This window comes from Nocardia sp. NPDC127579, from assembly GCF_042672005.1.
In the GTDB taxonomy this organism is placed as follows: domain Bacteria; phylum Actinomycetota; class Actinomycetes; order Mycobacteriales; family Mycobacteriaceae; genus Nocardia.
Map to the genome: position 1 here is coordinate 244315 of NZ_JBHXVZ010000005.1, position 25439 is coordinate 269753.

At 68.7% G+C, this 25439-nt stretch carries 26 protein-coding genes; 9 read left to right on the forward strand and 17 right to left on the reverse strand.

Translation table 11 applies throughout. From position 1 onward, the window contains the following. Positions 1–16: 16 nt before the first annotated feature. Positions 17–865 (forward strand): SDR family NAD(P)-dependent oxidoreductase, encoded by an 849-nt coding sequence (locus ACFVMC_RS19235; RefSeq protein ID WP_379211968.1) that lies wholly within the window; start codon positions 17–19, stop codon positions 863–865. Between the two features lie 75 nt (positions 866–940). Here ACFVMC_RS19235 and secG read toward each other — a convergent pair whose 3' ends face one another. After that, positions 941–1174 carry a preprotein translocase subunit SecG gene (secG, locus tag ACFVMC_RS19240; RefSeq protein WP_379211970.1) on the reverse strand — a complete coding sequence of 78 codons (234 nt, stop codon included), beginning with the start codon at positions 1172–1174 and terminating at the stop codon, positions 941–943. A gap of 17 nt (positions 1175–1191) precedes the next feature. Beyond that, a complete protein-coding gene (locus ACFVMC_RS19245; protein ID WP_379211972.1) occupies positions 1192–2802 on the reverse strand; it encodes an MFS transporter in 1611 nt (536 codons plus the stop codon). 270 nt (positions 2803–3072) lie between these two features. Here ACFVMC_RS19245 and ACFVMC_RS19250 point away from each other — a divergent pair, with 270 nt between their 5' ends. Next, complete coding sequence (locus tag ACFVMC_RS19250) at positions 3073–3369, forward strand: hypothetical protein (RefSeq protein WP_379211974.1); 297 nt, start codon at positions 3073–3075, stop codon at positions 3367–3369. Positions 3370–3421: 52 nt separating this feature from the next. Beyond that, positions 3422–3832 (forward strand): hypothetical protein, encoded by a 411-nt coding sequence (locus ACFVMC_RS19255; RefSeq protein WP_379211975.1) that lies wholly within the window; start codon positions 3422–3424, stop codon positions 3830–3832. Here ACFVMC_RS19255 and ACFVMC_RS19260 read toward each other — a convergent pair. Continuing rightward, entirely contained in the window at positions 3824–4381 is a 558-nt protein-coding gene (locus tag ACFVMC_RS19260) for a hypothetical protein (RefSeq protein WP_379211977.1), read from the reverse strand. The two genes, ACFVMC_RS19255 and ACFVMC_RS19260, sit on opposite strands and share 9 nt — an antisense overlap. Before the next feature lie 180 nt (positions 4382–4561). Between ACFVMC_RS19260 and ACFVMC_RS19265 the strand changes: the two genes are divergently transcribed. Further along, complete coding sequence (locus ACFVMC_RS19265; protein ID WP_379211979.1) at positions 4562–5395, forward strand: META domain-containing protein; 834 nt, start codon at positions 4562–4564, stop codon at positions 5393–5395. A gap of 61 nt (positions 5396–5456) precedes the next feature. Here the strand turns inward: ACFVMC_RS19265 and tpiA are convergent, their stop codons facing one another. The 7 genes from tpiA to uvrC form a co-directional block, all read right to left on the reverse strand. Further along, positions 5457–6242: a triose-phosphate isomerase gene (gene tpiA / locus ACFVMC_RS19270; protein ID WP_379211981.1), complete on the reverse strand. Its 786-nt coding sequence runs from the start codon at positions 6240–6242 to the stop codon at positions 5457–5459. 4 nt (positions 6243–6246) lie between these two features. Further along, positions 6247–7461 (reverse strand): phosphoglycerate kinase, encoded by a 1215-nt coding sequence (locus ACFVMC_RS19275; RefSeq protein ID WP_379211983.1) that lies wholly within the window; start codon positions 7459–7461, stop codon positions 6247–6249. Positions 7462–7464: 3 nt separating this feature from the next. Beyond that, on the reverse strand, positions 7465–8481 hold the full coding sequence (gene gap, locus ACFVMC_RS19280) for a type I glyceraldehyde-3-phosphate dehydrogenase (RefSeq protein ID WP_379211985.1): 1017 nt from the start codon (positions 8479–8481) through the stop codon (positions 7465–7467). Positions 8482–8613: 132 nt separating this feature from the next. Then, positions 8614–9591: a DNA-binding protein WhiA gene (gene whiA / locus ACFVMC_RS19285; protein WP_356978253.1), complete on the reverse strand. Its 978-nt coding sequence runs from the start codon at positions 9589–9591 to the stop codon at positions 8614–8616. Continuing rightward, complete coding sequence (gene yvcK, locus ACFVMC_RS19290; RefSeq protein WP_379211987.1) at positions 9588–10634, reverse strand: uridine diphosphate-N-acetylglucosamine-binding protein YvcK; 1047 nt, start codon at positions 10632–10634, stop codon at positions 9588–9590. The genes whiA and yvcK overlap by 4 nt, the downstream gene beginning before the upstream one ends. Beyond that, a complete protein-coding gene (gene rapZ, locus ACFVMC_RS19295) occupies positions 10631–11545 on the reverse strand; it encodes an RNase adapter RapZ (protein ID WP_379212427.1) in 915 nt (304 codons plus the stop codon). The genes yvcK and rapZ overlap by 4 nt, the downstream gene beginning before the upstream one ends. A 151-nt stretch (positions 11546–11696) precedes the next feature. After that, entirely contained in the window at positions 11697–13832 is a 2136-nt protein-coding gene (uvrC, locus tag ACFVMC_RS19300) for an excinuclease ABC subunit UvrC (protein ID WP_379211989.1), read from the reverse strand. Positions 13833–13919: 87 nt separating this feature from the next. Between uvrC and ACFVMC_RS19305 the strand changes: the two genes are divergently transcribed. Together ACFVMC_RS19305 and ggt are read left to right on the forward strand one after the other, a co-directional pair. Next, entirely contained in the window at positions 13920–14453 is a 534-nt protein-coding gene (locus ACFVMC_RS19305; protein ID WP_379211990.1) for a hypothetical protein, read from the forward strand. A gap of 136 nt (positions 14454–14589) precedes the next feature. Next, positions 14590–16533, forward strand: coding sequence for a gamma-glutamyltransferase (gene ggt / locus ACFVMC_RS19310; protein ID WP_379211992.1), 1944 nt, complete (start codon positions 14590–14592; stop codon positions 16531–16533). 122 nt (positions 16534–16655) lie between these two features. Here the strand turns inward: ggt and ACFVMC_RS19315 are convergent, their stop codons facing one another. The 4 genes from ACFVMC_RS19315 to ACFVMC_RS19330 form a co-directional block, all read right to left on the reverse strand. Next, a complete protein-coding gene (locus ACFVMC_RS19315; RefSeq protein WP_379212429.1) occupies positions 16656–17114 on the reverse strand; it encodes a PH domain-containing protein in 459 nt (152 codons plus the stop codon). Positions 17115–17129: 15 nt separating this feature from the next. Continuing rightward, the gene (ribH, locus tag ACFVMC_RS19320) at positions 17130–17609 is read right to left on the reverse strand and encodes a 6,7-dimethyl-8-ribityllumazine synthase (protein ID WP_379211994.1); all 480 of its coding nucleotides are present in this window, start codon (positions 17607–17609) and stop codon (positions 17130–17132) included. Positions 17610–17631: 22 nt separating this feature from the next. Further along, entirely contained in the window at positions 17632–18876 is a 1245-nt protein-coding gene (locus tag ACFVMC_RS19325; RefSeq protein ID WP_379211996.1) for a bifunctional 3,4-dihydroxy-2-butanone-4-phosphate synthase/GTP cyclohydrolase II, read from the reverse strand. Between the two features lie 256 nt (positions 18877–19132). Continuing rightward, a complete protein-coding gene (locus ACFVMC_RS19330; RefSeq protein ID WP_379211998.1) occupies positions 19133–19756 on the reverse strand; it encodes a riboflavin synthase in 624 nt (207 codons plus the stop codon). A gap of 442 nt (positions 19757–20198) precedes the next feature. On the opposite strand from ACFVMC_RS19330, the gene ACFVMC_RS19335 reads away from it, so the two are divergent. After that, positions 20199–20666 (forward strand): hypothetical protein, encoded by a 468-nt coding sequence (locus ACFVMC_RS19335; protein WP_379212000.1) that lies wholly within the window; start codon positions 20199–20201, stop codon positions 20664–20666. A gap of 45 nt (positions 20667–20711) precedes the next feature. Here ACFVMC_RS19335 and rpe read toward each other — a convergent pair whose 3' ends face one another. Next, entirely contained in the window at positions 20712–21365 is a 654-nt protein-coding gene (rpe, locus tag ACFVMC_RS19340; protein ID WP_379212431.1) for a ribulose-phosphate 3-epimerase, read from the reverse strand. Positions 21366–21500: 135 nt separating this feature from the next. Between rpe and ACFVMC_RS19345 the strand changes: the two genes are divergently transcribed. Both ACFVMC_RS19345 and ACFVMC_RS19350 read left to right on the forward strand, forming a co-directional pair. Next, positions 21501–21920, forward strand: coding sequence for an anti-sigma factor (locus ACFVMC_RS19345; RefSeq protein ID WP_379212002.1), 420 nt, complete (start codon positions 21501–21503; stop codon positions 21918–21920). Next, positions 21920–22813 carry an RNA polymerase sigma factor SigF gene (locus tag ACFVMC_RS19350; RefSeq protein ID WP_379212003.1) on the forward strand — a complete coding sequence of 298 codons (894 nt, stop codon included), beginning with the start codon at positions 21920–21922 and terminating at the stop codon, positions 22811–22813. The genes ACFVMC_RS19345 and ACFVMC_RS19350 overlap by 1 nt, the downstream gene beginning before the upstream one ends. Here ACFVMC_RS19350 and ACFVMC_RS19355 read toward each other — a convergent pair whose 3' ends face one another. Together ACFVMC_RS19355 and ACFVMC_RS19360 are read right to left on the reverse strand one after the other, a co-directional pair. Further along, entirely contained in the window at positions 22814–23158 is a 345-nt protein-coding gene (locus tag ACFVMC_RS19355) for an MmcQ/YjbR family DNA-binding protein (protein WP_379212005.1), read from the reverse strand. It abuts the gene before it with no gap. A 550-nt stretch (positions 23159–23708) separates the two neighbouring features. Continuing rightward, entirely contained in the window at positions 23709–25145 is a 1437-nt protein-coding gene (locus ACFVMC_RS19360) for an RsmB/NOP family class I SAM-dependent RNA methyltransferase (RefSeq protein WP_379212007.1), read from the reverse strand. Positions 25146–25439: the final 294 nt, after the last annotated feature.

Consider the following 25439-nt stretch of genomic DNA (forward strand, 5'->3'; position numbering starts at 1 on the left):
GTAGTGTCCTGGAGTCGTGAGTGGAATAGCGCAAAAGCTCGACGGAAAGGTCGCCGTGGTCACCGGCGCGAGCCGCGGCATCGGCAAGGGCATCGCCCTGGAACTGGGCGCGGCGGGTGCGACGGTGTACGTCACCGGGCGCACGGCCGCGGCGGGGCGGCTGCCCGGCACCGTCGCCGAAACGGCGGCGCAGGTCGACGAACTCGGCGGCACCGGCATCCCGGTCATCTGCGATCACCGCGACGACGACGGCGTCCGGCAACTCTTCGAACGGGTCCGCGCCGATCACGGCCGGTTGGACATCCTGGTCAACAATGTCTACAACTCCCCCGCCGCCGCCCGCTGGCTCGGCAAACCGTTCTGGGAGGTGCCGCCCGCCGCCTGGGACGAGACCTTCGATGTCGGCGTCCGATCCCATTACGCCGCGGCCTATTTCGCCGCACCGCTACTGATCGAGGCAGCCGGCCTGATCGTCGCCATCTCGTCGCCGGGCGCCGAACGCTACATGCACAACGCGGTCTACGGTGTCGCCAAGACCGCACTGGACCGACTCACCGCCGACCTGGCCCACAACCTCGCGGACACCGACGTCACGGCGGTCTCCCTGTGGCCCGGCATCGTCGACACCGAACTCCTGCAACTGGTCCCGGCCGACGCCGACGGCAAACGCCTGATCACGCTCCCCGGCGAAGCCACCTACGACCTGACCGAAGCGGAGACCCCCCGCTTCCCTGGCCGCGCCGTCGTCGCCCTGGCCGCCGACCCGCACCGAAAGGCCCGCTCCGGCAAAGCCTTCCGCGTCGCCGACCTGGCCGAAACCTACGGCTTCACCGATCTCGACGGCCGCATCCCCCGCGCCGACTGAACACCGCGCACAACAGAGGCCCGAGGCACTACCGGTAGGCGGTGCTTCGGACCTCGCGGCGCCGGGCGACCAGCGTCAGGCGAACTTGATCTCCAGGCCGATGCCGAGGATGGCGATGAGCCAGATGGCGCCGGTGAAGATGGTGAGGCGGTCGAGGTTCTTCTCGACGACGGTGGAGCCCGACAGGCTCGACTGCACGCCGCCACCGAACAGGCTGGACAGACCTCCGCCTTTGGCGCGGTGCAACAGCACCAGCAGCACCAGCAGCACACTGGTGACGATCAGGAGGATATCCAGGAACATCCGCATGGCCACAGCGTACGGCACTAGCGCGGTTGCACCGCCACCAGGTGGGTGATCTTGTCCTCGCCGACGGTGTAGCGCGACACCTCTTTCTCGCGCAACTGGTCCGCGGTGGTGAGCCGCACCTGATGCTGATGCATGTGCTCGGCCCAGGAGCGCACCACGAACGCTTCCACATACCGGTCCAGGACGCCGACATCGCGGTACAGCCGCCACTCCATGGCGCCGGTGCGCTGCCTGGACCGCCCGACGAAAGCCATGGCGGCCATGTAGTCGTCCACGTACTCGGCCGGCACGTCGTAGCTGCGCAGCACCATGACCGGCCCGTCCTCGGGTTCGGGCGGCACCACCAGTTCGGGCTCGGCCCAGTACACCGACGGTGTCAGATCCAGCGTCTCCAGGTTGTGCCGGATCGGCAGCCAGACGCTGGTCACCGCGCTGCACCCGAGTAGCCCGGCGGCGATCAGCAGTGCCGTGACCGCGCCCACCGCGTGCGCGACCACACCCCAGATCAGCGAGCCGATCGCCTGTCCGCCCATGAACACCAGCAGATACACCGACAGGCCGCGCGCCCGCACCCAGGCCGGCAGCAGCAACTGCATGGTCGCGTTCATCGTCGACATGGCCAGCAACCAGGCCAGACCGGCCCCGACCAGCAGCACCAGCACCAGCCCGACACCGGGCAGCAGCGCGGTGCCCGCCGAGGCGATCCCGAACAGCACCGCCGCCGCGGTGAGCCGCTGAGTCGGGGTGAGCAGCGCCCGGATCCGGGACAGGCCGAGCGCGCCGAGCACCGCGCCGAGGCCCAGCGCGCCGAGCATGAGACCGTACCCGGACGACGAGAGTCCGTGCTGTTCGCGCGCGATCACCGGCAGCAGCGCCCACAGCGCGCTGGCGGGCGCGACGAACAGGATCGATCGCAGCAGCACCCGCCGGATACCGGGCGCGGCCCGGATGAACCTGGTTCCGGCTTGCAGCGCGGCCAGCGGGCGTTCGGTGGGCAGTTTCGACGCCCGCGCCGGACGCCGCCACACCGCGAGCGCCACCACGATGCCGGCGAAGGACACCGCGTTCAGCGCGAATACCAGCGTCGGCCCGGACAGCGACACCAGCACACCCGCGAGCGCGGGCCCGACCGCCCGGCCGATATTGATGTTCATGCTGCCCAATGCCGCGGCCGCCGGGATCTGCTCGCGCGCAACCAGTTCCGGTTGGATCGCCTGCCAGGCCGGACCGGTCAACGCCTGCCCGCAGCCGATCAGGAACAGCAGGATCAGCAGCACACCGGGTGTGGTGTGCCCGGTCGCGGTCGTCACGGCGAGCACGGCCGCCAGCACTGCCATGGTGGATTGCGCGCCGAGCAGCAGGCGGCGACGGTCGACCAGATCGGCGATCACGCCCGACGGGATGGCCAGCAGCATCACCGGCAGGGTGATCGCGGTCTGCACGAACGACACCAGCGCCGCCGCGTTCGGCTGGTCGACCAGGATCCACTGCGCGCCGACGGTCTGCATCCAGGTGCCGAGATTGGACACCAGTTGCGCGATCCAGAGCGACCGGTAGATGCCGGACCGCAGTGGGGCCCATGTGGAGATCGGGTTGGTGGCGTCGGCAGCGGTCACTCGGGAGAGCATATCGCCGGTGCGGCCACCTCCCGGAGATGCGTGAGATCGCCGCGGCCGATCGAATTTGCCCGTGGTGCGCCGGAAACCGGCGCGAGCGCCACGGCACGCGGCGTCTCGGACACCTCCCGTGTGTCGAGCGGGCCGAGCCGGGCTCCGCCGCGCGGACGTGTTCGTTCGCCCGAAAGTTGCACGGTCGTCCCATCGTTCGGGGTCGCGGCACCGTGCGTCGACCCTCCGCAAACGCCCCGCTCAGAGGCATGTCGCCGCTAGAATCGCGGCATGACGGCGGAGCGCAGAACGAGGAAGGTGACCATCACCCTCCCCGAGGAAATCGCGGCCACCTTGGATCAATGGCGCGAGCGCGGTCAGATCTCCTCGGTCTCGGCCTATGTCGCCGATTCGGTGAAAGCCCGCATGGATCGCGCCGAGGTGGATCGGATCGAAGCGGTGGCCAAGGTCGAAGAGGTGATCGGCGGTCCGCCGCCGCTGGAGATGATCAACCGGGCCCGCGCCATGCAGGGCCTGCCGCCGTTGTCACAGCGGGAATTCGACGAGCGCCGCAACGGTGCCGCGTGAAGGTGCCGGGCCGGGGGTTCACAGCCGTGGGGGCGGCGAGCGAGGCGATGTGGTGAGCGATTCAACCGAACTCAGCGGCGTCGTCTTCGACACCGCGGCATTGACCGCGTGGGCGCATCGCGTCATGTACGCGCAATCGGTGGTCTGGACCACCTCCGAGGCGGGCAACACCCTGCTCATTCCGGCGACCGCGCTGGTCGCGGCCCGCGCCCTGATCCCGCCGCGCCGGCACGACATCCTCTCGGCGCTGCTGAACCTGCCGAACACGGTGATCCGCGGCCTGGACGGGCCCGCCAGCCGCCAGGTCGGCGCGACCCTGCTCGGCCGGCGCGACGCCGACACCATGGTCACGGCGGGTCACGTCACGCTGGAGGCCGTCAACCGCGGTTGGTCCTGCCTGACCGACCGCCCGGACAAGCTCCGCGAACTCGACCCCCGGGTGATCGTCGACGTCCTACCCTGACCGCTGCCGCCGGTCGAAGATCTCGCGGCAGTAGGGGTCGGCCATGATCTGCTCCAGGGCGTAGCTGTCCGGCGGGTAGGGCCGGGCCCGGATCACCCACTCCCGGCGCAGCTCCGGAATCGTGTATTGCAGGGTGTCCCAGGGGGTTTGCTGCCGGGCCCGCCAGTCCATCCGATGCGGCCCCTCGACCATGTCCCGGTCGATTCCCCCGCGGAAGCCCAGATAGTCGCACCACAGCGCGTACGAGGTGGACAGAACCAGCCGATCCGGCACCCGCAGCGTGAGCAACCAGCGCCCGTGCGCCCATTCGGGGTAGCTGAGCAGCAGATTCGCCGTCTGCCGCGCCGCCCGGCGCTGCCGGGCCCGCCCGTGCCAGCACCAGATGGGCGGGGCCGCGGCGCAGTCGATGCCGCGCCGCCCCATCTCGACGACCATGTCCTGGTAGGCGGTCCGGAAACTACGGTCGACCCGGTCCCACTCCGCCCGGAAGTGCCCGGTCGTTTCGAGCGCCGTGACCACCTCGGGGGCCTGCAAAGTCCATAGTCGCACGGTGAAAGCCTATGCGCTGGATGACCTTTGGCGGCTGCCGCCCCGGTCCGAACCCCGCATCGCCGGTCGGCTCGAACTGCCTGGGACAGGCACCCTTCGACGACGAATCACCCGGCGTGCGACACCGTATGACAGGCGCGTCGCCGCACCCGCGGCGGCCACCTCGGTAGCATCGCGCACATGTCGGTCAAACTCGTGCGATTCGTTCCGATCCTGCTGTTCGCCTGTGCCGCGACGGCGTGTGGCAGCGACGGCGGCGACGCCACCGATCCGACCCCCAGCGCCGCCCCCACCACGACCCAGCCCGCCCCGACCACTCCGATCGGGCGCACCTACATCTCCAAGGAGGTGAAGGGGCCGCAGATTCCCGGCGGCGGGCCGCTGACGCTCACCTTCACCGAAGACGGCCGGGTGAGCGTGTCCGCGGGCTGCAACTCGGGCTCGGCGCCGGTCACCCTGGACAACCAGACGCTCACTGCCGGGCAACTCGCGACCACGCTGATGGGTTGCGACGGCGAACGCGCCCGCGCCGACGAATGGATGGCCGGGCTGCTGGCCTCCGCGCCGTCCTGGGAGCTGAGGGACAACACGCTGACCCTGAAGAACCAGGATCAGACCGTCGTGCTGCTGGACAAGAAGATCGCCACCCCGGACAAGCCGCTCGAGCACACCGTATGGCGGCTGACCCAGATCATCACCCCGGACGCCCGCATCTCCTCGGTCGCGATCGAAGAGGCCAAACCCACGCTGGCCCTGCGGGACAACGGCATCTCCGGCAGCGCCGGATGCAACAAATTCAGCGGCAAGGCGCTGATCGACAAGGCCGCCACCCCGCCCACCATCGAATTCCAGGACTTCGGCACCACCAGGATGGTGTGCCAGCCGGATGTGATGGAGGTGGAAGCCGGTGTGCTGCGGGCCCTGACCGGCACGGTGACCGCCGCGGTCGACGCCGACACCCTCACCGTGAAGAACGCCGAGGGCTACGGCCTGGTACTGCGCGCGGAACCGTAACGCACGGCGAACGGCCCGGTACCGCGTCGCGGTACCGGGCCGGTGTCTCGGTGGCCGCCGATCAGGGCAGCGGGCCACCCGCGGCGATCGCGGACAGGGTGGCGAACTCGTCACCCTTGAGCGAGGCACCGCCGACCAGCGCGCCGTCGATATCGGCTTGGCCCACCAGCTCGCCGACGTTCTTGGCGTTCACCGAACCGCCGTAGAGCACCCGCACGTCGGCGGCGGCCTCCGCGGAGGCCAGCTCGGCCAGCTCCGCGCGGATCGCGCCGCACACCTCCTGCGCGTCGGCGGCCGAGGCCACCTTGCCGGTGCCGATCGCCCAGACCGGCTCGTAGGCGATGACGACCTTCGAGATCTCCTCCGCCGTCAGGCCTTTCAGCGATCCGCGCAACTGCTCGAGGTTGTACTCGACGTGCGTGCCCGCCTCGCGAATGTTCAAGCCCTCGCCGATGCACACGATCGGGGTGATCCCGTGCTTCAGCGCCTGCTTGGCCTTCGCCAGCACCGTGGCGTCATCCTCGCTGTGGTACTGGCGGCGCTCGGAATGCCCGACCACGACGAATGCACAACCCAGCTTGGCCAGCATGGCGCCGCTGATCTCGCCGGTGTAGGCGCCCGACTCGTGCTGCGAGACATCCTGCGCGCCATAGGTGAGCGGCAACTTGTCGCCCTCGACCAGGGTCTGCACACTGCGGATGTCGGTGAACGGCGGAATCACCGTCACGTCTACCTTGGCGAAGTACTTCTCCGGCAGCGCGAAGGCGATTTTCTGCACCAGGGCGATGGCCTCGAGGTGGTTGAGGTTCATCTTCCAGTTGCCCGCGATGAGCGGTTTACGAGCCATTGATTCAGTCCTCCAGTACCGAGATACCGGGCAGCTCTTTGCCTTCCAGGTATTCCAGAGATGCGCCGCCACCGGTCGAGATGTGCGAGAAGCCGTCCTCGGGCAGGCCGAGCGCCCGCACGGCCGCGGCCGAATCGCCGCCGCCGACCACCGTGAACGCACCCTTCTCGGTGGCCTTCACGATCGCCTCGGCGACGCCGCGAGTGCCCTCGGCGAACTTCTCGAACTCGAACACACCCATCGGGCCGTTCCAGAACACCGTCTTCGCCTCGGTCAGCAGCGCCGCGAAACGGTCCGCCGACTCCGGGCCCACGTCCAGGCCCATCCAGCCGTCCGGAATCTCGTGGGCGGGCACCACCTTCGAGTCGGCATCGGCGGCGAAGCGGTCCGCCACCACGATGTCACGCGGCAGATGGATGACATCGGCGTACTCGTCGAGCAGCTTCTTGCAGGTATCGATCATCTCCTCCTGCAGCAGCGAGGAGCCGACCGAAAGGCCCTGCGCGGCAAGGAAGGTGAAGCACATACCGCCGCCGATCACCAGTGTGTCGACCTTCGGGGCCAGCGCCTCGATGACGGCGAGCTTGTCCGAGACCTTGGACCCGCCGAGCACGACCGCGTACGGGCGCTCGGTGTCGGTGGTGAGCTTGCGCAGCACCTCGACCTCCGCGGCCACCAGTCCACCGGCGTAGTGCGGCAGCAGCGTGGCCACGTCGTAGACCGAGGCCTGCTTGCGGTGCACCACTCCGAAACCGTCGGACACGAAAGCGCCGTCGTCGCCGACCAATTCGACCAGCGCGTGCGCCAGCTTCAGTCGATCGGCGTCGTCCTTGCTGGTCTCGCGGGGATCGAAGCGGATGTTCTCCAGCAGGAGCACATCGCCGTCGGTCAGCCCCTCCGAACGCGCGAGCGCGTCCTGGCCCACCACATCACCGGCCAACTGGACATTTCGGCCCAGTTCCGCGGACAGCCGCGCGGCCACCGGGGCCAGCGACAGCTTCGGATCCGGCGCACCCTTGGGGCGGCCCAGATGCGCGGTCACCACAACCTTGGCGCCCGCCTCGGCGAGCGCGCGAATGGTCGGCGCCGAAGCGATGATCCGGCCCGGATCGGTGATCGCGCCATTGTCGTCGAGCGGCACGTTCAGATCGGAGCGCACCAGCACACCCCGGCCCTCGACACCCTCGGTCAGCAGGTCTTCCAGCGTCTTGACTGCCATGTCTCAGAGCGACTTCGCGACGAGGCCGATGAGATCGGCGAGACGGTTGGAATAGCCCCACTCGTTGTCGTACCACGAGGCGACCTTGACCTGCTTGTCGATCACCTTGGTCAGCGGCGCGTCGTAGATCGAGGAGAACGGGTCGGTCACGATGTCGGTGGAGACGATCGGATCGTGGTTGACCTTCAGGATGCCCTTCATCGGGCCATCCGCGGCGGCCTGCATGGCGGCGTTGATCTCGTCGATCGACGCGGCCTTGCCCAGGTCCACGGTGAGGTCGGTGATCGAACCGGTCGGGACCGGGACGCGCAGCGCGTAACCGTCCAGCTTGCCCTGGAGTTCGGGCAGCACCAGGCCGATGGCCTTGGCCGCGCCCGTGCCGGTGGGCACGATGTTCAGGGCGGCGGCGCGGGCGCGGCGCAGATCCTTGTGCGGGGCGTCCTGCAGGTTCTGGTCCTGGGTGTAGGCATGCACGGTGGTCATCAGGCCACGCTCGATGCCGAACGAATCGTGCAGTACCTTCGCGATCGGGCCGAGGCAGTTCGTGGTGCACGACGCGTTCGAGATGATGTTCTGCGAACCGTCGTACTTGTCGTCGTTGACACCCATCACGATGGTGATGTCCTCGTCGGTCGCGGGCGCGGAGATGATGACCTTCTTCGCGCCGGCGGCGAGGTGGCCCTTGGCCTTTGCCGCGTTGGTGAAGATGCCGGTGGACTCGACGACCACGTCGACACCCAGCTCGCCCCACGGCAGCGCCGCCGGGCCCTCCTTGATCTCCAGCGCCTTGATCCGCTGATCGCCCACCACGATGTAATCGCCGTCCAGCGACACGTCCTGGGGCAGCCGGCCGAGGATGGAGTCGTACTTGAGCAGAGTCGCCAGCGTCGCGTTGTCGGTGAGGTCGTTGACCGCCACGATCTCGATATCGGTGGTACCCAGCGCCTTCTGCGCCTCCACCGCCCGGAAGAAGTTACGTCCGATACGGCCGAAGCCGTTGATGCCTACCCGGACAGTCACGTTATCGCTCCTCAGCTTTCAAGCGGATTATGGATGCGTATCCACAGTAGTGCCCGAGGTCACCTTCGCGACACGCGCCTGTGGCCCGCAGCCCCGGGGTGACCCGGAGCGGCGGGGATTTGTCCGAAACTGTCAGGCCTCGTCGAGTAGTTCGGCGGTGACGGCGGATTCGGTGTCCGGGACACCGAGTTCCTTGGCCCGCCGGTCGGCCATCGACAGCAACCGCCGAATCCGGCCCGCGACAGCGTCTTTCGTCATCGGCGGATCCGCCAGCTGGCCCAATTCCTCCAGCGATGCCTGGCGATGCTGCACCCGCAATTTGCCGGCCGCGGCCAGATGGTCCGGCACGTCGTCGCCGAGGATCTCCAGCGCACGCTCCACCCGGGCGGCGGCAGCCACCGCGGCCCGCGCCGAACGACGCAGATTCGCGTCGTCGAAGTTGGCCAGACGGTTCGCCGTCGCGCGCACCTCGCGGCGCATCCGGCGCTCCTCCCAGGTCAACCTGGTGTCCTGCGCGCCCATCCGGGTCAGCAGGGCGCCGATGGCCTCGCCGTCACGCACCACCACGCGATCGGTGCCGCGCACCTCGCGAGCCTTGGCGGTGATGCCGAGGCGCCGAGCCGCGCCGACCAGCGCCAGCGCCGCCTCCGGACCCGGGCAGCTGACCTCGAGCGCCGAGGAACGCCCCGGCTCGGTGAGCGAGCCGTGCGCCAGAAACGCTCCGCGCCAAGCGGCTTCGGCATCGGCGATGCTGCCGCCGACCACCTGCGCGGGCAGACCGCGCACCGGACGGCCGCGCACATCGAGCAGACCCGTCTGCCGTGCCAGCGCCTCACCCTCCTTGGACACGCGCACCACGTAGCGGGAGGTCTTGCGCAGCCCGCCCGCGCCGAGCACGTGCACATCGGAACCGTAGCCGTAGAGCTCGAAGATCTCCCGGCGCAGCCGCCGGGCGATCGAACCCATATCCACTTCGGCTTCCACGATCACCCGGCCGCCGACGATATGCAGACCACCGGCGAAACGTAGGAGCGCGGACAGTTCGGCCTTGCGGGAACTCACCTGTGAAACCGTGAGCCTGCTCAGCTCGTCTTTCACCTCGGCTGTCATTGCCACGAGACGCGCTCCTTTCCACCCAACCCGGACCGCACATCCGCGCCCATGTGCCGTCCTTCGACTCGAAGCCCTGCCTTTTGCGGCCGAGGTTGCCGGATCAGCTGATCCAGTGCGGCGGCGAGCTTTCCGGGGTGATGCCGGTCGGTTCCCGCTTCGGCGACATCGGAAAAGGTTACTCGCGCCCGCAACTGTTCGGCAGCCCTGGCCACATGTTCACGCTCTCGACCTTCCGGCACCGAGCCGGAATCGACCACGACCTCGTCGACCACGAATTCCGGTGCGTGCTGGGACAATACATGCAGATGACGCTCGGCGGAGAAACCCGCCGTCTCGCCCGGCTCCGCGGCCAGGTTCAGCACCAGCACCTTACGCGCGCGGGTATAGACCAGCGCGTCACGCAATTCGGGGACCAGCACATGCGGTATCACGCTGGTGAACCACGAACCCGGGCCCAGCACAACGACATCCGCGTGCTCGATGGCCGAGGTGGCCTCGGGGCTCGCGGGCGGGTCGGACGGGATCAGCCGCACCCGGCGCACCTTGCCGGGCGTGGTGGCCACCGCGACCTGTCCGCGAATGCAGCGGCTCACCCGCGGATCCGCTTCCAGCCCCGACACATCGGCCTCGATATCGAGCGCGATCGGCGACATCGGCAACACCCGGCCGGTCACCTTCAGCGTTCTCCCCAGTTCGTCCAGCGCGGCCACCGGATCGCCGAGCACCTCGGTCAGCCCCGCCAGGATCAGATTGCCGACCGAATGACCGGCCAGCGCGCCGGTACCGCCGAAACGGTGCTGGATCGACTGGGTCCAGGTCCCGTCGGGATCCGCGGCCAGGGCCGCGAGAGCCATGCGCAGATCCCCCGGGGGTAGCAGACCCAGTTCGGCGCGCAACCGGCCCGAGGACCCGCCGTCGTCGGCGACCGTCACCACCGCGCAGATCTTGCGGGTCAGCCGGCGCACCGCGGTCAGCGTCGCGTACAGGCCGTGCCCGCCGCCCAGCGCCACGATGGCGGGATTGGCTTCCCACCCGGTCATTCGCGCCCCAGATCCCGATGCACCACACGGACGACGTCTGGCGCGCCCGCGTCCGGTTCGTCGAAACCCGCGCCGGTCAGCTCGCCGAGCGCCTCGGCGATCGCCACGCTGCGGTGCTTGCCGCCGGTGCAGCCCACTGCCACCGTCATGTATCGCTTCCCCTCTTGGCGGTAACCGTTCGTCGTCAGGTCGACCAGGTGGTGCGCCGTGCGCAGATAATCGGTCGCGCCGGGGCGCGACAGCACGTACTCGCTGACCACCGCTTCCTGTCCCGAATGTTCCCGGAGTTCCGGTATCCAATGCGGATTGGGTAGAAAACGCACATCCAACACCATGTCGGCGTCCAGCGGAACCCCGTACTTGAAGCCGAAGGACTGCACGGTCAGCTGGAGCGCGGCGGGCGCGCCGCCGCCGTAGGCCTCCTCGAGCTTGCGGTGCAACTGGTGGATCGACAGTTCCGAGGTGTCGATGACCAGATCGGCCGCGGTCTTCACAGTCGCGAGCCGAAGCCGTTCGGCGGCGATACCCGCCGAGAGCGTGCCGTCGCGGCTCTCGCTCTGCAGCGGATGCCGACGCCGGGCGAACCCGAACCGCCGGATCAGGACGTCGTCGGAGGCCTCCAGGAACAAGATCCTGGTCCGCACGGCGCGAGCGCGCAGCTGCTCGGTCACGACCGACAGATCGCCGGTGAAGAACCGGCTGCGCACATCCATGACCAAGGCCAGCCGCCGGATCGGCGGATCGGCCGAGGCACCGAGTTCGACCATGCGGCCGATCAGGTCGGGCGGCAGATTATCGGTGACATACCAGCCCAGATCCTCCAGTACCCGGGCCGCGGTCCCGCGGCCCGCACCGGACAGACCGGTCACGATGACGACCTCCACCTGCTGGCGCATCCCGGACTCCGGCATGCCGGAATCGGCGGCCGACCGGGGGCCGCCCGCTGTGCTGTTCGATTCGACGCGTGTCATGTCCTACCGGATCTGTGTCTGGGGTGCCTCTCGATCATCCCGTACCGATTCCGGTATCGGGCGTAGACACACAACGTACGCGACACGGAATTCATCGGTTCTCGTTCACGGGTGCGCGTGTCGCGTCCGGTTCGTCCGCATTGAGGGCCGCGAGCACCGCCTTCGCGGTGGCGACGCCGATTCCGGGCACCTCGGTGATCTGCTCGATGCTGGCCTGTTTGAGTTTGGCCACCGAGCCGAAATGCGTCACCAGCGCGGTGCGGCGGGACTGGCCGAGACCCTTCACCGAATCCAGCGCCGAAGCCGTCATGCGCCGGGAGCGTTTGCTGCGATGGAAAGTGATCGCGAAGCGGTGCGCCTCGTCACGAACCCGCTGCAACAGGAACAGCGCCTCGCTGTTGCGGGGCAGGATGACCGGATCGGGCTCGCCCGGCACCCACACCTCCTCCAGGCGCTTGGCCAGGCCGACGACGGCGACATCGGTGATGCCGAGATCGTCCAGGGCCTCGGCCGCGGCCGCGACCTGGGGCGCGCCGCCGTCGACCACGTACAGATTGGGCGGATAGGCGAACTTGCGCGGGCGGCCGGTGCGCGGATCGATACCGGGACGGGCATCCGGGATGTCCGGATCGAGAATGCCGTCCTCGATCAGTTCGAGCGCGTCGGCCCGCGCCTGCTCGTCGTCGGCCCGCAATTCGGCCGATTCCAGTTCGTCTCGTTCCTTGCGGAGCCGCCAGAACCGGCGCCTGGTCACCTCGCGGATGCTGCCCACGTCATCGGAACGGCCCTCGCCGGCGGCCTCCTTGATGGTGTAGTGCCGATACTCGGACTTGCGAGCCAGACCGTCCTCGAACACCACCAGCGAGGCCACCACATCGGTGCCCTGGACATGGCTGATGTCGACACACTCGATGCGCAGCGGCGCGGTGTCGAGTTCGAGCGCGTCCTGAATGTCTTGTAGCGCGGCGGATCTCGACGTGAGATCGCCCGCGCGCTTGAGTTTGTGCTGAGCCAGGGCCTCGGCGGCATTGCGCTGGACGGTTTCGGCGAGCGCCTTCTTGTCGCCGCGCTGCGGCACCCGGAGTTTGACGTTCGACCCGCGCAGCGTGCCCAGCCACTCCTGGATCTGCTCGGCGTCGGCGGGCAGTTCGGGCACCAGTACCTCGCGTGGGACCGCGGTTTCGTTCCCACCACCTGTGTCATTCCCACCCCGCGCGGTCTGCTCGTCGGCCGACTGCTCGGCCACCGCGACCTGCTCACCGTAGAACTGGGTGAGGAACTGCTCCACCAACGCCGCCATCTCACCGCCCGCCGAACCATCGCCCGCCCATCCGGCGTCGACTGCATCACCGGACTTGTCGACCACCCAGCCACGCTGACCGCGCACGCGGCCGTCGCGCACATGGAAGACCTGGACCGAGACCTGCAGCTCATCGGTGGCGAAGGCGATCACGTCGGCGTCGGTGCCGTCACCGAGCACCACCGCCTGCTTCTCCAGGGCACGGCGCAGCGCCTGGACATCGTCACGCAGGCGCGCGGCGGTCTCGAAATCGAGTTCCTCGGCCGCGTCCTGCATGCGGCGCTCCAGGTCGCGAACCATGCGATCGGTGCGGCCGGAGAGGAAATCGCAGAAATCCTCCACGATCCGGCGATGCTCGGCGGCGCTGACCCGGCCGACACACGGCGCGGAACACTTGTCGATGTAGCCGAGCAGGCACGGTCGGCCGATCTGGTTGTGCCGCTTGAAGACTCCGTTCGAGCAGGTACGCGCCGGGAACACCCGCAGCAGCAGATCCAAGGTCTCGCGGATCGCCCACGCATGCGCGTAGGGGCCGAAATAGCGGACGCCCTTCTTGCGCGCACCCCGGTAGACGAACAGGCGCGGGTACTCCTCATCGAGTGTGACAGCGAGCACCGGATAGGTCTTGTCGTCGCGATAGCGCACATTGAAGCGCGGATCGAACTCCTTGATCCAGTTGTATTCCAGTTGCAGCGCCTCCACCTCGGTGGAGACGACGGTCCATTCGACGGCGGCCGCCGTGGTGACCATCTGCCGGGTGCGCGGATGCAGCGACGCCACATCGGCGAAGTACGAATTCAGCCTGCTACGCAGGCTCTTCGCCTTGCCGACATAGATGACCCGCCGATGCGCGTCCCGGAATTTGTACACTCCGGGCTCGACGGGAATCGTCCCCGGACCAGGCCGGTACGTCGCTGGATCTGCCACCCGAACAGCCTATCGACTGCCACCGACACGACATCGCGACCAGCCGCGCACTGGCGGCACGAGACGGCATCCACTTGGATAACGCCGGTGTCCGGCAACGACTTTCCGCGCTACCGCACCTACTACTCGCGACTACCGCCGCCCGGTTGGCGGCCACCGGGCAAGACCGCGACGTCCCCCGTTCCGGGCACCCCGCCGGGCGACGTACCGACCCCCGCCGTGACGTCCCGCGTTCCGGGCACCCCGCCGGGCGACGTACCGAACCCGGCCGTGACATCCCACGATCCCTGCACCTCGCCGGGCGACGTGTCGAGGCGGGCGGTGGCGTCCCGCCTCCCGGGCACCGTGCGGGCGGCCCGGGTGATCTCGTTCGGCATGGCGGGGCTGGGTGTGGTGGTGACCGTCGTGCTGGGCGCGCTCTTCGGAGCCGGGCGTGCTGGGGCAGCCGGTGCGGGTTTCCTCTGCTCGTGGTTGGCCGCGGGACTCGCGTGCCGGTTCGGCGACGGCGGTCGCCGGGTTCGGGCCGGCGCGGTCGCCGTATCGCTCGCCGAGGGCGTGCTCGGTCTCGGCACCGCCGCCGCGCAGCGGCCGCCCGGACTGCCCTCGCCGCCGGGCTCGTGACCGCGTGCCTGCTGAGCGGGGCGTCCGCCGTCGACTGGTTCGGCCGTCCCCGTTGAGCTGCTCCGGAGACCTTGCGGCGGTGCCCATTTCGTCCCGATTCCACGCGGTTGTCGGTGATCGGCGTTACAGTCCGTGCATGAGGCGCACACGCGGGAAGTGGGTTGGCGTCGGCGCGGCGTTGACGCTCGTAGCCGGGATCGTCACGGGCTGTTCCGATGCCGACGAGGCCGCCGGGCCCTGCGGCGAATCCCGTAACGGGACGCCGGTCACGGCCGCCCGGCCGACCAGCGGCGGGTCCACCGATATCGCGACCAACCCGGAAATCGCCTCCGGCTACCGGTCCGGGATGACGGCGGTGCGCACCAAGACCTACGCGGTGTCGACGGCCAATCCGATCTCCACCGAAGCCGCGTGCGAGGTGCTGAACCGGGGCGGCACCGCGGCCGATGCGCTGGTCGCGGCCCAGGCCGTGCTCGGCCTGGTGGAGCCGCAGGCCTCCGGCATCGGCGGCGGCGGCTTCCTGCTCTACTACGACGCGGCCTCCAAGAACGTCGAGGCCTATGACGGGCGCGAGGTCGCACCGGCCGCGGCCACCGAGAACTATTTGCGTTGGGTCAGCGACAACGATCGCAGCGAACCCAAGCCCGATACCCGCGCCAGCGGGCGGTCCATCGGCGTTCCCGGCATATTGCGCATGCTGGAGCTGGCGCATCGCGAACACGGCAAGACCGGCTGGCGGGAGCTGTTCGATCCCGCGATCGGGCTGGCCGACCGCGGGTTCGAGATCAGTCCGCGCCTGGCCGGTCAGATCGCCGACTCGGCCAAGGATCTGGCCCTCGACCCGGCGGCCAAGGAGTACTTCCTGAACCCGGACGGGTCACCGAAACCGGTGAACACGCTGCTCACCAATCCGGCCATGGCGAAAACGCTCAGTGCCGTCGCCGCCGAGGGCGCGGACGCCTTCTACACCGGGGCCATCGCCCAGGCCATCGTCGAGGCCACCGCCGCCACCACGGGCGGGCGCACCGGCGGCCAGATCACCCTGGCCGACCTGGCCGCCTACCAGCCGAAGAAGCGCACCGCGCTGTGCACCGGCTACCGCGCGCACCAGATCTGCGGTATGCCCGCGCCGTCCTCCGGCGGCAGCACCGTCGCCGCGACCCTCGGCATTCTGGAGAACTTCGACCTGTCGGCCCTGCGCCCGGATAACCTGGACGCCAACGGCGGCAAACCGAAAGCCGAAGCGGTGCACCTGATCTCGGAGGCGGAGCGGCTGGCCTACGCCGACCGCAACAAGTACGTCGCCGACGAGGATTTCATCCCGCTGCCCGGCGGTTCGATGCAGACTCTGATCGACAAGAACTATCTGAAACAGCGCGCCGGGCTCATCGACCGGAATCGCAGCATGGGCACCGCGCAGCCGGGGGATTTCGGGCCGGTGCCGCTGGGTGTCGGCCAGCAGCCGCCCGAGCACGGCACCAGCCACATCTCGGTCGTCGACAAGTACGGCAATGCCGCCGCCCTGACCACCACCGTGGAATCCGCGTTCGGTTCCTTCCATGTGGTCGACGGCTTCGTGCTGAACAATCAGCTCACCGACTTCTCGGCCGACCCGCTCGGCACCGACGGCGCGCCCGTCGCCAATCGCATCCAGCCGAACAAGCGCCCGCGAAGCTCGATGGCGCCGACACTGGTCTTCGACCGCGCCGCCGACGGTTCGCGCGGTGCGCTCACCCTCGTCACCGGTTCACCCGGCGGTTCGGTAATCATCCAGTTCGTCGTCAAAACCCTGGTCGGCCTGCTGGATTGGGGGCTGGACCCGCAGCAGGCAGTCTCCGCCGTCTCCTTCGGCGCGGGCAATTCGGCGACCACCGGAATCGGCGGCGAACACCCCGCCATCAATGCCGCAGACAAGGGCGACCACGATCCGCTGGTCATCCGACTTCGTGAAATGGGCCATCAGGTCTCGGTCGCACCCCAGGTCAGCGGTCTGAGCGCACTGAAACTCGATCCGGCGGGCGGCTGGATCGGCGGCGCGGATCCGCGCCGCGAAGGCGCGGTCTACGGCGACACGCGCTGACCGCACGCCACTCGCGGTTCTGCCATCGGATTACCCAGTTCCGCGTCGACCAGGTCGGCGATCGAACCAGGTCGACCGCCGTTCGGCCGGCCCACCTGGCCCGCACATTCTGCGGCGGCGGGTCAGCCTGCGGTGTATTTCGCGCCGAGTTCGCGCAGGCGATCCATCGCATCGGCGGCATGGACTTTGTCGTTGGACCGGATCGCCAGCAGCGGCACGTACTCGTCGTCGACGAGTTCCAGGCGGGCCCAGGACTTCCCCTCCGGGAACGAGACGCCGCGAATATGCGACCACGCGAAGGTGTTGTCGCCGAGGACGTTTCGCACCGAGACACCGGCGGGCCCGACTCGCAGACGGGGGCGGGTCAACGACAGGATGCCCGCGGCGATGAGCACGCCGACCCCGATCATGGCGAACTGATCCGCCAGCCGGAAATTCACGCCGGTGGAACCGGAGCGCAGCCAGACACCGCCGACCATGAACACCGCGAACACGAGAACGGCGCAGACCCACGCGGTGCGGACCGCGCGCCGCGGGCGCACCACGAGATCCCAGGCCGTATCCCGATCACGCCCGCTCATCACCACCGCCACGACTCAGAAGGATCCGCGCAGCGCGCGTAGCGTGAGCGCGGCATCCAGCGCGGCCTGGGCCGCCTGCTCGCCCTTGTCCTCGGCGGAACCCGGCAGCCCGGCACGGTCGAGCGCCTGCTCCTCGGTGTTGGTGGTGAGCACACCATTGGTGACCGGCGTCGCCGCATCCAGCGAGACCCGGGTCAGTCCCGCGGTCACCGCGTCGCACACGTACTCGAAATGCGGTGTGCCGCCGCGGATCACGACACCGAGCGCGACCACCGCGTCATGCGTGCGCGCCAACTCCTGGGCGACCACCGGCAATTCCATCGCGCCCGCGCACCGCACCGTCGTCACCTGCCGCACCCCGGCCTCCCGGGCCACCCGCTCGGCATTCGCCACCAGGGTGTCGCAGATCTTGGTGTGCCAGCGCGACGCCACGATGCCGAGCCGGAGATCCTTGGCATCCGCCAGCTCGAAGCTGGGTACGCCGGTGCCGCTCATCAGATTCCGCCTTTCGGGAAAGTCACTGGGCTGTCTCGCCGAGATCGAGCTCGTCCAACCCAATCAGATCGTGCCCCATCCGGTCCCGCTTGGTGCGCAGGTAGTGCAGGTTCTCGGCATTGGCGCGCAACGGCATCGGCACCCGCTCGGTGATCCGCAGACCGTAGCCGTCCAAGCCGACCCGCTTGGCCGGGTTGTTGGTGAGCAGTCGCATCGAGCGCAGACCCAGATCGACCAGGATCTGCGCGCCGGTCCCGTAGTCGCGCGCGTCGGCGGGCAGACCCAGATCGAGGTTGGCATCGACGGTGTCGCGGCCGGAATCCTGCAACTGGTAGGCCTGCAGCTTGTGCATGAGGCCGATGCCGCGGCCCTCGTGCCCGCGCATGTACAGCACCACGCCGCGGCCTTCGTCGGCCACCATCTCCAGCGCGGCGTCCAGCTGCGGGCCGCAATCGCAGCGCAGCGAACCGAACACGTCGCCGGTGAGGCATTCCGAATGCACTCGCACCAGGACGTCCTCGCCGTCGCTGATGTCACCGCGGACCAGCGCGACATGCTCGACATCGTCGTAGATGCTCTGGTAGCCGACGGCCCGGAACTCACCGTGCGCGGTCGGGATGCGCGCCTCGGCGACCCGGATGACCTGCTTCTCGTGCTTACGCCGCCAGGCGATCATGTCGGCGATCGAGATCAGCGCGAGGTCGTGCTCGTCGGCGAAGATGCGTAGCTCTTCGGTGCGGGCCATATGGCCCTCGTCCTTCTGGCTGACGATCTCGCAGATGACGCCGGCGGGACGCAGACCGGCCATACGGGACAGATCGACCGCGGCCTCGGTGTGGCCGGGGCGGCGCAGGACGCCGCCTTCCTTGGCGCGCAACGGCACCACATGGCCGGGGCGGGTCAGGTCGTCGGCTTTGGCGTCGGGGTCGGCGAGCAGGCGCATGGTGGTCGCGCGGTCGGCGCCGGAGATACCGGTGGTGATGCCTTCGCGCGCGTCGACGGACACCGTGTAGGCGGTGCCGTGCTTGTCCTGGTTCTGCGCGTACATGGGCGGCAGGCCGAGGCGATCGCAGTCGTCACCGGTGAGCGGCACACAGATGTAGCCGGAGGTGTAGCGAATCATGAAGGCGACGAGTTCGGGGGTGGCCTTCTCCGCGGCGAAGATGAGGTCGCCCTCGTTCTCGCGGTCCTCGTCGTCGACGACGACGACGGCCTTACCCGCGGCGATGTCGGCGACGGCGCGCTCGATGCTGTCGAACCTGGTCACGTCAGCTGTGCTCCATATCCACTGAAGTGTCGGCCCGGGGCCGAGCACCTTGCCTCACTACATTAAGGCAGTGTCATTTGGCGGCGCCTGCGGCACCGCGTGTTCGCGGCCCCTGGTGTCTCGCATCCGAGCAGCCGAGACTCGCGCTTCGCGCATGCGCTTCGGCTGCTCGGATGCGAGACGGCCGCGAACGGGTCGGTCGTAAGACTCCCTCCGAACGGGGTCCGACGGACGCATTGCGGGGCGCGCGTGTCCGTCACCCGCGTTGTTGCAGCCGTTCGACGTACTTGGCGATGACGTCGACTTCGAGGTTCACCGTGGTGCCGGGGGCGGCGGCGCCGAGGTTGGTCATGGACAGCGTGGTGGGGATGAGCGAGACCTCGAACCAGTCGCGATTGCCGTCGACGGCGGGCGCGTCGGCGCGGCCCAGGCCGGAGACGGTGAGCGAGATGCCGTCGACAGTGATCGAGCCCTTCTCGACCACATACTTGGCGATGGCATCGGGCAGCGAGACCCGCACGACCTCCCAGTTCTCCGAGGGCGTGCGGGTGAGTACGGTGCCGGTGCCGTCGACGTGGCCCTGCACCAGATGCCCGCCGAGGCGGCTGTCGAGCGCGGCGGCGCGCTCCAGGTTGACCCGCGACCCGGCGCCGAGGCCGCCGATGCTGGAGCGGTTCAGCGTCTCCTGCATCACGTCGACGGTGAAACTGTCGCCGTCGATCACGTCGACCACGGTGAGGCAGACGCCGTTGACCGCGATGGAGTCGCCGTGACCGGCATCGGAGGTGACCAGCTTGCCGCGAATGGTGAGCCGCGCGGCATCGGCCAGCGGCTCGGTGGCGACGATCTCGCCAAGCTCCTCGACGATGCCTGTGAACATGGGTTGCACTCCCTGGTCGCGTTCGTGTCTCGGTGGGCGGAACAAGCCGGGCATGGCCGCTATTCCCGCAGTGGGATCAGGGTAGCGACGCCGGACCGGCGGGCGGCGGCACGGTTCCGTTCACTGGCGCGCCGCCAAGAGAACCGACCATATGTCTGGGGAGTGCGGCGCGTTTCTGTACATCAATACAAGATTGCCGAGTGTTTACCGACGCCCGATAAACAGACTGCCCAGAATCTCCGCGCATTGCCGACGGGTCATCCGGCGCGCCGAATCTCCCTGGTACCCACCGGAAAACACGCCTACACATTTTGCTTGCATCCAAACGGAAATGGATGCAATATTGTTATGTGCACGATCCCGACCGTTCGAATTGCGTTCGCCAACTGGCAATGAACGGCTATCTACCAGCAGACAATCCATCACTCGACGGGGGTGCTGTGTGACCACGCTTCTCGACGCGAAGCTGGAAGTTCGCTGCGATCAGTATCGGCGCGAATTCCAGATGCCCGCCTCGATCGATCCGGCCTCGCGCCACATCCTGTTGGACATCGGCCAGCACTACGGCGCGATCACCATGCCCTCCGATCTCGGCGAGCAGGTGCATCGACAGCTCACCGAAGCGCAGTTGCCCGCCCCTGTCGTGCACCACCCGCGCGCCCGGCGGTGGACCTTCATCACCGGCCCCACCAACGCCGAGACGCTCACCGCACACGTCTTCGCCGAACTCTTCCGGCTGTACGCGACGGTCGCGGGCACCGGCAGCCAGGTGGTGCTGCCCTCCCCCAGCGACGAGGCCACCGGCTACCGGGTGTGGGCGCAGCCGCCGCACATCGACCTGCCGCCGCTCAGCGCCGTAATCGAGGCGACGCGGGCGCTCGGAAATCGACGGAAACCGCACTGCAACTGAGAGTTTCGACTTCGGGCGCTGAATCGTTCAGCGCCCGAAGCTATTTCAAGCCCAGTGCCCGGCGGCCTGATGCCGCAGCTTCTCCACGGTCGCACCCGGATCCGCCGTGTTGTACACCGCCGAACCGGCGACGAAACAGTCGATCCCGGCCTCCGCCGCCTGCTCGATGGTGTCGGCGTTGATCCCGCCGTCGATCTCCACCAGCAGCCGCAGATCGCCCGAATCGACCAGATTGCGCACGATCCGCGCCTTCTCCAGTACATGCGGAATGAACGACTGGCCACCGAATCCCGGCTCCACGCTCATCACCAGCAGCGTGTCGAAACTCTTCAAGATCTCCAGATACGGTTCGATCGGGGTGTTCGGCTTCACCGAAAGCCCCGCCTTCGCGCCCGCCGCACGGATATCGCGCGCCACCGCCACCGGATCATCGGTCGCCTCCGCGTGGAAGGTGACGTTGTAGGCGCCGGCCTCCGCGTACGGCGGCGCCCAACGACCCGGGTCCTCGATCATCAGATGGCAATCCAGCGGAATGTCGGTCGCCTTCAACAGGCTCTGCACCACCGGCAGGCCCAGGGTCAGGTTCGGCACGAAATGCGCGTCCATCACATCGACATGCAGCCAGTCGGCGGACGCGACCGCCGCGGTCTCGTCCGCGAGACGCGCGAAGTCGGCGGAGAGGATGGACGGGGCGATCATCGGCTCGGATGGCCGCGAAAACGTCGGTGTGGACACAGTGCCGGAGTGTACCGAGCAGCCGACACGGAACGTGATCGTCCCCTCTCACCAGGCAAACGGTGATTGCGCAGCGCCGGAATGGGTAGCCTTCTCAGGGTGATCAATATTTCGGCGGAACAGGGGACCAGCTCCCCGGTGGAGATTCGGGTGGCCGCGGCGGTCACGCAGCTGCCCATCGTGCGCGGGCTCGCCGAAACTCTCGTGCTGCTCAGCGAATTCACCCTCGACGAGGTCGCCGACATCCGGCTGGCCGTCGACGAGGTGTGCTCCACGCTGATCGCGATCGCGGCACCGGGCTCCAGCCTGCACTGCTGGTTCAGCATCGGCGACACCGAGCTGCTGGTGCGGGTCAGCGGGCTCGCGGCGGCCGAGGGATTACCGGACCAGCGCAGCTTCGGCTGGCATGTGCTGCGCACGCTCACCGACTCGGTGCAGGCGAGCCAAGATCCCTTCGACACGGCGGCTTCCGGATATCCGACGACGGTGGAGTTCCGTCGGGTCCGGGGGAAAGCGTAGTGGCGGACGAGAAGACAGCGTTCGACCCGGAGCGCGAGGAGCCCGGTCACAGCGAAACGCCCGACACCGCACCGGAAGCGGCCGAAGCGCCCGGCGACGCCGAAGAGGACGCCGAAACCGTCGAGGAAGTCGGTTCGGTCTCCGGCTACGACGATCTGGGCGCGCTGTTCGAACGGCTCGCCGCCGCCACCGCGGGCACCGCGAAATACACCGCGCTGCGCGACGAACTGATCAGCCGCTGCATTCCGCTCGCCGACCACATCGCGCGCAAGTTCAGCGGCCGCGGTGAACCGTTCGACGATCTCACCCAGGTCGCGCGGGTCGGGCTGGTGCACGCGGTGGACCGGTTCGATCCCAGCCGCGGCTCCAACTTCCTGTCCTTCGCGGTGCCGACCATCATGGGCGAGGTGCGGCGCTACTTCCGCGACAACACCTGGGCGATGCGCGTTCCCCGGCGGGTCAAGGAAACCCATCTGCGGATCGGCTCCGCCATCGACGCCCTCTCCCAGACGCTCGGGCGCTCACCCACCGCCAAGGAGATCGCCGCCCACCTCGACGTCGACCCGGACGAGGTCACCCAGGCGGTCATCGCCGGCAACGCCTACCAGCCGAGTTCCATCGACGCCGCTTCCCTCGGCCGCGACACCGACGCCTCGCTGCTCGACACCCTCGGCGAGGAGGAGGGACAGTTCGAACGCGTCGAAGAGTACGTGGCGATCAGGCCGCTGCTGGCCGGGCTGCCCGAACGCGAACGCCGGATCCTGACCATGCGGTTCTTCGAATCGATGACACAGACCCAGATCGCCAAGCAGATGGGCATCTCGCAGATGCATGTCTCGCGGATTCTGACGAAAACCCTGGCCCGATTGCGGGAACTGTCCGAACGCGAATAGTCAGGCCTGCTCGCGCTGCCTGCGGAGTTTCGCGGGCGCGGCCAGCCACCACGCGGCATCCAGCAGTTCCCGCAGTTGGTCGCGGCCGATCCGATCCAGATCGATCAGGATGTACGGGTATCCGTTGTAGTGCGGGGTGGTGTAGAACGTCGGATCCCCCGACGCCAGCAGCGCCTCCTTCTCCGCCATCTCGCACTGCAACACCAGCCCGCCCTCCGCCTCGTCCCGCAACCGCGCGAACCCCTTCTTCCCCACCTTCAACGCCGGACTACGCCACCAGGTCGCCTCCTCCACCCCCGGCAACTCGGTCGCCAACTCCACAACCCCCTGCCACGTCATCGCCATACCCCCAGTCTGCCCTGGGCACGGCACCGCGCCTTGGAAGAATGGAACCCCGGTTCAGCGCCGGTTCACCTCCCCGTACCCACCTCTCCGCACTGCCCTGAGCACACCCCCACGGCCTGAGTCCAGACACTTCATGATCACCATCACGCCCCCGCCACACGCTTCCCGGCAACGACGACTTCACAACCCAAATCGCCACCACGCACACGAGCACGCATGCGCGCAGTCACCAAAAGCGCTGTGCAGTCACAAGCCCGAGGGACACCCCCACCCGACACCCACGCCCCACGCACGCCGCACCGGACCACCAACGACACCACAACACAAATCGCCACCACACACACGCGCACGCATGAACACAGTCACCAAAAGCGCTGTGCAGTCACAAGTCCGAGCGACACCACCCACACAGCCACGCCCATACACACGACGCAGCATCAACAGAGAACGACACCGCAACCCAAATCGCCACTGCACACACGCGCGCGCATGTGTGCAGTCACCAGGAGCGCTGTGCAGTCGTAGGCTCGAGTGACCCGGGCCGCCGCCGCTACAGCGGTTTGCGCAAGGCGGCCATGAACATGGCGTCGGTGCCGTGGCGGTGCGGCCAGAGCTGGGCGGCCGGGCCGTCACCGAGGTCGGTGACGCCGGGGAGGAGATCGCGGGTGTCGAGTTGGACGGCGCCGGTGCGGCGGACGAAATCGCCGACGATGGAGACCGTTTCCGGGAGGTGTGGGGAGCAGGTGGAGTAGACGATCACACCGCCGGGGCGGACGAGTTCCCAAGCCGCGGCGAGCAATTCACGCTGCAGGACCACCAATTCGCGGACATCCGCCGGGGTGCGGCGCCAACGGGCCTCTGGACGGCGGCGCAGCGCGCCGAGCCCGGTGCAGGGCGCGTCGACCAGGATGCGGTCGAAGCCGGGGGTCAGCCCGCTGTCGCGGCCGTCGACGACGTGCACGTCCACCGGCAGATCGCCGGTGGATTTGCGTACCAGTTCGGCGCGATGTTCGGACGGTTCGACAGCGTCGACCTGGAACCGATCGATGGCGGCGAGCGCACCCAGTAGGGCCGCCTTGCCGCCGGGCCCCGCGCACAGGTCGAGCCAGCGGCCGTTGTCGGGCCCCTCCAAAGGAGCGCGCGTCAGGCTCAGCGCCACCAGCTGGCTGCCTTCGTCCTGCACAGCGGCCAGACCTTCGCGGACCGGCTCGAGTTTCCCGGGATCGCCGCCGTCGAGATACACCGCGTACGGCGACCATCGTCCCTCCTCGCCGCCGGTGAGCAGCGCGAGTTCCTCGGCCGAGATCTCGCCGGGCCGGGCGACCAGATGCACCAGCGGCCGAGCGTCGTCGGCGGCCAGCGCGTCCCGCAATTCGGCGGCGCGGGCGCCGAGCGCGTCCGCGAACGCCTGCGCGATCCACACCGGATGCGCAAACTCGAAGGCCGAACGGCCCACCGGATCCGACGGCGCCAGCTCGGCGACCCACTCGTCGGCTGTCTTCTCCCCCGCCCGGCGCAGCACCGCGTTCACGAACCCGGACTTGCCCTGCCCGAACTCGGCTCGGGCCAGCGCCACCGAGGTGTCCACCGCCGCGTGCGCCCCGATCCGCGTCCGCAACAGCTGATAGACGCCCAGCCGCAACACATCCAGCAGCGGTCCGTCGATCTCGTCGATCGGCCGCCCCGCTCCCGCCGCGATCACCGCATCGAGCAACCCGAGCGACCGGCACGCCCCATAGGCGAGCTCCGTCGCCAACGCCGCATCCCGGCCGGAGATGTTTCGCTCCCGCAGCAGCGCGGGCAGCACCAGATTCGCGTAGGCGTCCCGTTCCCGCACCGCCCGCAACACGTCCCGCGCCACCAGCCGCACCGGATCCCCGGCCTCCCGCCCCTGCTGCCGCACCACCCCTTTCCCCCCACCCGAACCCTTCCGAGCCGAGCCGGCCTCCCCCGCACCGCGCAACCCCTTCCGCTGCGAGCCCGTCACCCCACTGCCACGGGCCCCCTTCTGCGCCGCCCCGTTTTCCCGGCCACCGCGCGCACCAGCCCTCGCTACACCCGCCTCTCCAGCACCGCGAAGCCCCTCCTGCACTTTCCCGGCTTCCCGGCCACCGCGCGCACCAGCCCTCACCACACCCGCCTCCCCCGCACCGCGAGCACCCTCCTGCACAGCCCCGGCTTCCCGGCCACCGCGCGCACCCTTGGATACGGACTCTTTCTGCTCAGTCCCTCCGCTGCTCTTCCTCGCTGTCGACGTCCCGCGTGAATCACCCTGCGGCTG

Coding starts and splice junctions, on each gene's coding strand:
- secG (WP_379211970.1), bottom strand. CDS start 1,174: ATGCGGATGTTCCTGGATATCCTCCTGATCGTCACCAGTGTGCTGCTG.
- ACFVMC_RS19245 (WP_379211972.1), bottom strand. CDS start 2,802: ATGCTCTCCCGAGTGACCGCTGCCGACGCCACCAACCCGATCTCCACA.
- ACFVMC_RS19250 (WP_379211974.1), top strand. CDS start 3,073: ATGACGGCGGAGCGCAGAACGAGGAAGGTGACCATCACCCTCCCCGAG.
- ACFVMC_RS19265 (WP_379211979.1), top strand. CDS start 4,562: ATGTCGGTCAAACTCGTGCGATTCGTTCCGATCCTGCTGTTCGCCTGT.
- tpiA (WP_379211981.1), bottom strand. CDS start 6,242: ATGGCTCGTAAACCGCTCATCGCGGGCAACTGGAAGATGAACCTCAAC.
- ACFVMC_RS19275 (WP_379211983.1), bottom strand. CDS start 7,461: ATGGCAGTCAAGACGCTGGAAGACCTGCTGACCGAGGGTGTCGAGGGC.
- whiA (WP_356978253.1), bottom strand. CDS start 9,591: ATGACAGCCGAGGTGAAAGACGAGCTGAGCAGGCTCACGGTTTCACAG.
- yvcK (WP_379211987.1), bottom strand. CDS start 10,634: ATGACCGGGTGGGAAGCCAATCCCGCCATCGTGGCGCTGGGCGGCGGG.
- rapZ (WP_379212427.1), bottom strand. CDS start 11,545: ATGCCGGAGTCCGGGATGCGCCAGCAGGTGGAGGTCGTCATCGTGACC.
- ggt (WP_379211992.1), top strand. CDS start 14,590: ATGAGGCGCACACGCGGGAAGTGGGTTGGCGTCGGCGCGGCGTTGACG.
- ACFVMC_RS19315 (WP_379212429.1), bottom strand. CDS start 17,114: ATGAGCGGGCGTGATCGGGATACGGCCTGGGATCTCGTGGTGCGCCCG.
- ribH (WP_379211994.1), bottom strand. CDS start 17,609: ATGAGCGGCACCGGCGTACCCAGCTTCGAGCTGGCGGATGCCAAGGAT.
- ACFVMC_RS19330 (WP_379211998.1), bottom strand. CDS start 19,756: ATGTTCACAGGCATCGTCGAGGAGCTTGGCGAGATCGTCGCCACCGAG.
- rpe (WP_379212431.1), bottom strand. CDS start 21,365: ATGATCGCCCCGTCCATCCTCTCCGCCGACTTCGCGCGTCTCGCGGAC.
- ACFVMC_RS19355 (WP_379212005.1), bottom strand. CDS start 23,158: ATGGCGATGACGTGGCAGGGGGTTGTGGAGTTGGCGACCGAGTTGCCG.